Annotated in this window: 6 protein-coding genes; 5 read left to right on the top strand and 1 reads right to left on the bottom strand. The window is 67.6% G+C overall.

The window, feature by feature from the left end:
- The 5 genes from VF662_RS12365 to VF662_RS12345 form a co-directional block, all read left to right on the top strand.
- The coding region (locus VF662_RS12365; RefSeq protein ID WP_464141622.1) for a class I tRNA ligase family protein at positions 1 to 1,669 on the top strand (1,669 nt) is incomplete at its 5' end.
- Positions 1,662 to 2,213 (top strand): signal peptidase II, encoded by a 552-nt coding sequence (lspA, locus tag VF662_RS12360; RefSeq protein WP_464141620.1) that lies wholly within the window; start codon positions 1,662 to 1,664, stop codon positions 2,211 to 2,213. The genes VF662_RS12365 and lspA, both read left to right, overlap by 8 nt.
- A gap of 3 nt (positions 2,214 to 2,216) precedes the next feature.
- Entirely contained in the window at positions 2,217 to 2,627 is a 411-nt protein-coding gene (locus VF662_RS12355) for a DUF3035 domain-containing protein (RefSeq protein WP_464141617.1), read from the top strand.
- The gene (locus VF662_RS12350) at positions 2,628 to 3,695 is read left to right on the top strand and encodes a serine hydrolase domain-containing protein (protein WP_464141615.1); all 1,068 of its coding nucleotides are present in this window, start codon (positions 2,628 to 2,630) and stop codon (positions 3,693 to 3,695) included. It begins immediately after the preceding gene.
- A 48-nt stretch (positions 3,696 to 3,743) separates the two neighbouring features.
- Positions 3,744 to 4,121 carry a hypothetical protein gene (locus VF662_RS12345; protein WP_464141611.1) on the top strand — a complete coding sequence of 126 codons (378 nt, stop codon included), beginning with the start codon at positions 3,744 to 3,746 and terminating at the stop codon, positions 4,119 to 4,121.
- On the opposite strand, the gene VF662_RS12340 is transcribed toward VF662_RS12345, so the two are convergent.
- The coding region (locus VF662_RS12340) for a mechanosensitive ion channel family protein (protein ID WP_464141608.1) at positions 4,069 to 4,593 on the bottom strand (525 nt) is incomplete at its 5' end. The genes VF662_RS12345 and VF662_RS12340 overlap by 53 nt on opposite strands.

The raw sequence follows: 4,593 nt of genomic DNA, 5'->3' as shown, positions 1-4,593 counted from the left end.
CGCGCCGGACGGGCCGATCTGCACCGATCTGCGAGAGGCGGGGGCCCTCCTCGCCGCCTCCGCGGACTTCCAGCACAGTTATCCGCACAGCTGGCGCTCCAAGGCCAAGGTGATCTTCCGCGCCACGCCCCAATGGTTCATTCCGATGGATCAGGCGCGGAGCGCCTCAAATGCGTCCGCCTCCGTCGGCGAGCGCGGCGCGGGCGACAACAGCAGCGCCATGACTCTGCGTGAGACCGCGCTCTCGGCGATCGACGAGACCCGCTGGGTGCCGGAGAAATCGAGGAACCGCATCCGCTCCATGGTCGAAGGGCGCCCGGACTGGGTGATCAGCCGCCAGCGCGCCTGGGGCGTTCCGATCGCGCTCTACGTGCACAGGGAAACGGGCGAATATCTGAAGGATGCGGTGGTCAATTCCCGCATCATCCGAGCCTTCCACGAAGGCGGCGCGGACGCCTGGTTCGCGGCCGACCACCAGGCGCTGCTCGGCAACCATTACAGTCTCGACGATTATGAGCCGGTCACCGACATCCTCGACGTCTGGTTCGATTCCGGATCGACCCACTCCTATGTGGTCGAGGCGCGATACGGCGAGGGCACGCGCGCAAGCCTCTACATCGAAGGCTCCGACCAGCATCGCGGCTGGTTCCAGTCGTCCTTGCTGGAAAGCTCCGGCACGCGCGGCCGGGCGCCGTTCGAGACGGTGCTGACCCACGGCTTCGCGCTCGACCAGAACGGGCGCAAGATGTCGAAATCGATCGGCAATACGGTCGATCCCTTGAAGGTGATCGACGAGAGCGGCGCCGACATCCTCCGCCTCTGGGTCGCCTCGACCGACTATTTCGAGGACGTGCGGATCGGCAAGGAAGTGCTCGCCGGCACGTCCGACGCCTATCGCAAGCTCAGGAACACGTTCCGCTACCTGCTGGGCGCGCTCGAAGGCTTCGACGATGCCGAGCGCGTCGCGGCCGGGGAAATGCCGGAGCTGGAGCGCTGGGTTCTTCACCGGCTGGCGGAGCTGGACTCGGAGCTGAAAGCGGCCGCGGAGGCATTCGAGTTCAACCGCTACATCCGGCTCATCACCTCCTTCGCCAACGACGATCTCTCCGCCTTCTTCTTCGATATCCGCAAGGACAGCCTCTATTGCGATGCACCATCGGAAACGAAGCGCCGCGCGTACCGAACAGTGCTGGATCATGTCTTCCAGGCGCTGATCCGCTGGGTAAGCCCGATCCTCTGCTTCACCGCCGAGGAAGTCTGGCAGAGCCGCTACCCCGGGGCAGGTTCGGTGCATCTCGAAGTCTGGCCGCAGATCGACGCCGGCTGGCGCGACGATGCGCTCGGTTCGAAGTGGGAGACGGTTCGCGCGGTCCGCACTCGAGTCACCGAGGCGATCGAGCCGCTCCGGCGCGAGAAGGTGATCCGCTCGAGCCTCGAAGCCGAAGTGGATCTCGCGCTTGCCGACGCCGGCGCGGCCGAGGCGGTCTCGTCGGTCGATTTCACTGAAATCTGCATCGTTTCGGAACTGCGGGCCTCGCCCGGCGCAAGCGAAACCATTGCCATTTCGAGAACCGGGCGCGAGAAATGCGGCCGCTGCTGGCGCCACCTGCCGGAAGTGACCGAGGACGGCGCGCTCTGCGCCCGCTGCGATGGGGTATTGAATGGCTGAGAGCATCACCGGCGCACGGGCGGTTCCATTGGGAGCGGACCTCTACAGGAATCACCGCGCGCTCGGCTTCGGAACCGCGGCCGGCATCTTCGTGATCGATCAGCTTACCAAGTGGATCATCACCTATCCGCTCGCACTCCAGAGCCAGCCGAACCGGCAGATCGACATCGTCTCCTTCTTCCGCCTCTCCTGGGTCGAAAATCGCGGCGTATCGATGGGCTTCCTCACCGCCGACGGCGAAGTCGGCCGCTGGCTCCTGGTCGCGCTCACCGCCTTCATCTCGGCGGGCGTCACCTATTGGCTGTGGCGCGAGCGGCGGCGGGACGATGCGCTTGCGCTCGCTTTCGTGCTCGGCGGAGCGCTCGGCAACATCGTCGACCGCATCCGCTACGGCTATGTCGTTGATTTCGCCGATCTGCATTTCGGCGAGTGGCGGCCATTTTTGGTCTTCAATGTGGCCGACGCTGCCATTACCATCGGCGTTCTGCTATTGCTGTTCCGAGCGCTTCTCACGCGCGACCGGAAGCCCACGAAGGAAGCCTGAAACATGCGTATCGTGAACCTCGCCATGGCCGCGGCGGCCTCGACCCTGCTCCTGGCGGGCTGCGCCTCCGGCGGCCTCGGCGGCCGCGGGCCCGACGAATATGCGGTTGCGCGGAACGCCCCGCTGGTCGTTCCGCCCGATTTCGCGCTGACGCCGCCGCGTCCGGGCGAAGCGGCTCCCGCAGTCGACGCCCGCACGCAGGCCGTCCAGGCCCTGTTCGGCGGCCCGGCGCCGCGCGCCGCGACCGAGACGCAGATCCTCAACCAGGCCGGCGCTGCCAATTCCGCTCCGGGCGCGCGCTCGGTGGTCGGCGATCCCAGCACCGTCGTCACCGACAAGGGCGCGACCACCCAGACGATCCTCGCCGTTCCGGAAGGCGACGGCCGGGAAGCCAAGACCTCCACGCCGCAATAAGTGGATGCCGGGCTCCGCCTCGTGAGCCCCGGCTTCACCCGCCGCACCGTCCTCGCCGGCACCGCGGCCGCGATCGGTGCGGCCTTCGCGGCGCCCGCCGCGGCCTTTGCCGAGCCGGCTTATCGCGCGGCAGCCGATTACAGCGCCTCCTTCCGCGGCATATCGATGCTGGTGATGCGCGGCGGCCGGATCGTCTTCGAGGATTATCCGAACGGCGGCGCTCCGGACCGTCCGCACGAGCTTGCAAGCGGCGCCAAGAGCTTCTGCGGTGTCATGGCGGCAGCCGCGGTCCAGGACCGCCTGCTCCGCCTCGACGAGCTTGCCGCCGATACCCTTCCCGAATGGCGGGAGCATCCCCTGAAGCGGCGGATCACCATCCGCCACATCCTCTCGCTCACCAGCGGCCTCGCCACCCGCCGCGCCCGCGGTGATCTCCTCACCTATGAGGAGAGCGTCGCCGTCGAAGCGGTCGCGGAGCCCGGGACGGTCTTCGCTTATGGCGGCGATCCGTTCCAGCTGTTCGGCGAGATCCTGACGCGCAAGCTCGGCCGCAAGGAAGATCCGGTCGCCTATCTGAAGCGGCGGGTGCTGGACCCGGCGGGAATCGCCTTCGCCTCCTGGCGGCGCGGCCGGGACGGCATGCCGCATCTCGGCTCCGGAGCGCGGCTGACGGCGCGGGACTGGGCCCGGTTCGGCGAGTTCGTCCGCCTCGGCGGGAAGGTGGAGGGACGGCCGATCGTCAATCCCGCCACGCTCGAAGCCTGCTTCCAGGGAAGTGCCGCCAATCCCGCTTACGGCCTCAGCTGGTGGCTCAACCGCCCGATGCCCGAGGCGCGGCGCGCAGCGATCCCGCAGCTTCGATTGGCTACTGACGTTCGGCCCGACGTTCCGGAGATACCGGCCGACCTCGTCCTTGCGGCCGGCGCAGGCAAGCAGCGACTCTACGTCAGCCGGAAGGAAGAGCTGGTCGTCGTCCGGCAGGCGACCGGGATATTGGAAGGGATGCGCGGGCGGGGCGGCAACGGCTTTTCCGACGCCGAATTCTGGCGCCTGCTGCGGCGCGGCTGAGAGCCGTTAGCGCTTCCTTAGCGGGGGTCGGGCTAAGGCGCTCGGCCGATGACGCACCATTCGCCAGCGCAATTTGCGAGCATTCCGGTCGATGCCGGCCGCCAGGTGGCGCAGCTTCGGCATGTGCTTCGCCTGGTCGAGGTGCTCGCCGGGCGCGGGACCGCGCCGGACGCCGCCGATGCCGCTCTCGATGAAGCCGCGCGCCTCAGCAGCGCCTACGATCAGGCGCTGCCGATCGTCCGCCGCCGCTTCGATTGCCTGGTGGGCGAGACCGCCAAATGGTCCGCCGCCGCAGTCGAAGCCCTGCTCCAGAGCGGCGGCCAGGCTCCTCCGGCGGCCGCGCGCCGCCTTGCCGACGAGCTCGGGACGGCGCTCAACCGGCTGACGGCGCTCCTTCTCCGCCAGGAGGATTCGGCCAGCTTTTGACGTGGATGTCGCGCTGCGGGAACGGGAGTTCGATCCCGTTCTCCTGGAACAAGGTCCACACCCGGTTGAGGATTTCCGAACGGACGCCGCCGACGCCGGACTGGGGATCGGCAATCCAGACCAGGATTTCATGATCGACGGAGCTTTCGCCGAACGCCACCAGCCAGACGCTGGGCTTCGGCGCCTTCAACACCCGCTCCGGCGCGCTTGCAGCCTCGATCATCAGCCGCTGGGCCAGCTTCAGATCGCAATCGTAGCCGACGCCGACCGGGATGTGCACCCGGACGTTGGGGCTGGAATAGGACCAGTTCTCCACCTCCTGAGTCATCAGATTCTCATTCGGGATGAGGTGCTCCTTGCCGTCGCGGGTGATGATCGAGACGGCGCGCACGCCGATCTTCGAGACATGGCCGAAGCTTTCGCCGACGACGATCACGTCGCCGGGTTTGATCGAGCGGTCCATGAGCAGGAT

This window comes from Allosphingosinicella sp. (genome assembly GCF_036387215.1).
In the GTDB taxonomy this organism is placed as follows: domain Bacteria; phylum Pseudomonadota; class Alphaproteobacteria; order Sphingomonadales; family Sphingomonadaceae; genus Allosphingosinicella.
The sequence above is the reverse complement of the archived record's forward strand: the minus strand, read 5'-3'. Positions and strand labels throughout refer to the sequence as shown.

What these genes read in the sequence shown, in the direction of transcription:
- lspA (WP_464141620.1), top strand. Translation starts at nt 1,662, where the DNA reads ATGGCTGAGAGCATCACCGGCGCACGGGCGGTTCCATTGGGAGCGGAC.
- VF662_RS12355 (WP_464141617.1), top strand. Translation starts at nt 2,217, where the DNA reads ATGCGTATCGTGAACCTCGCCATGGCCGCGGCGGCCTCGACCCTGCTC.
- VF662_RS12345 (WP_464141611.1), top strand. Translation starts at nt 3,744, where the DNA reads ATGACGCACCATTCGCCAGCGCAATTTGCGAGCATTCCGGTCGATGCC.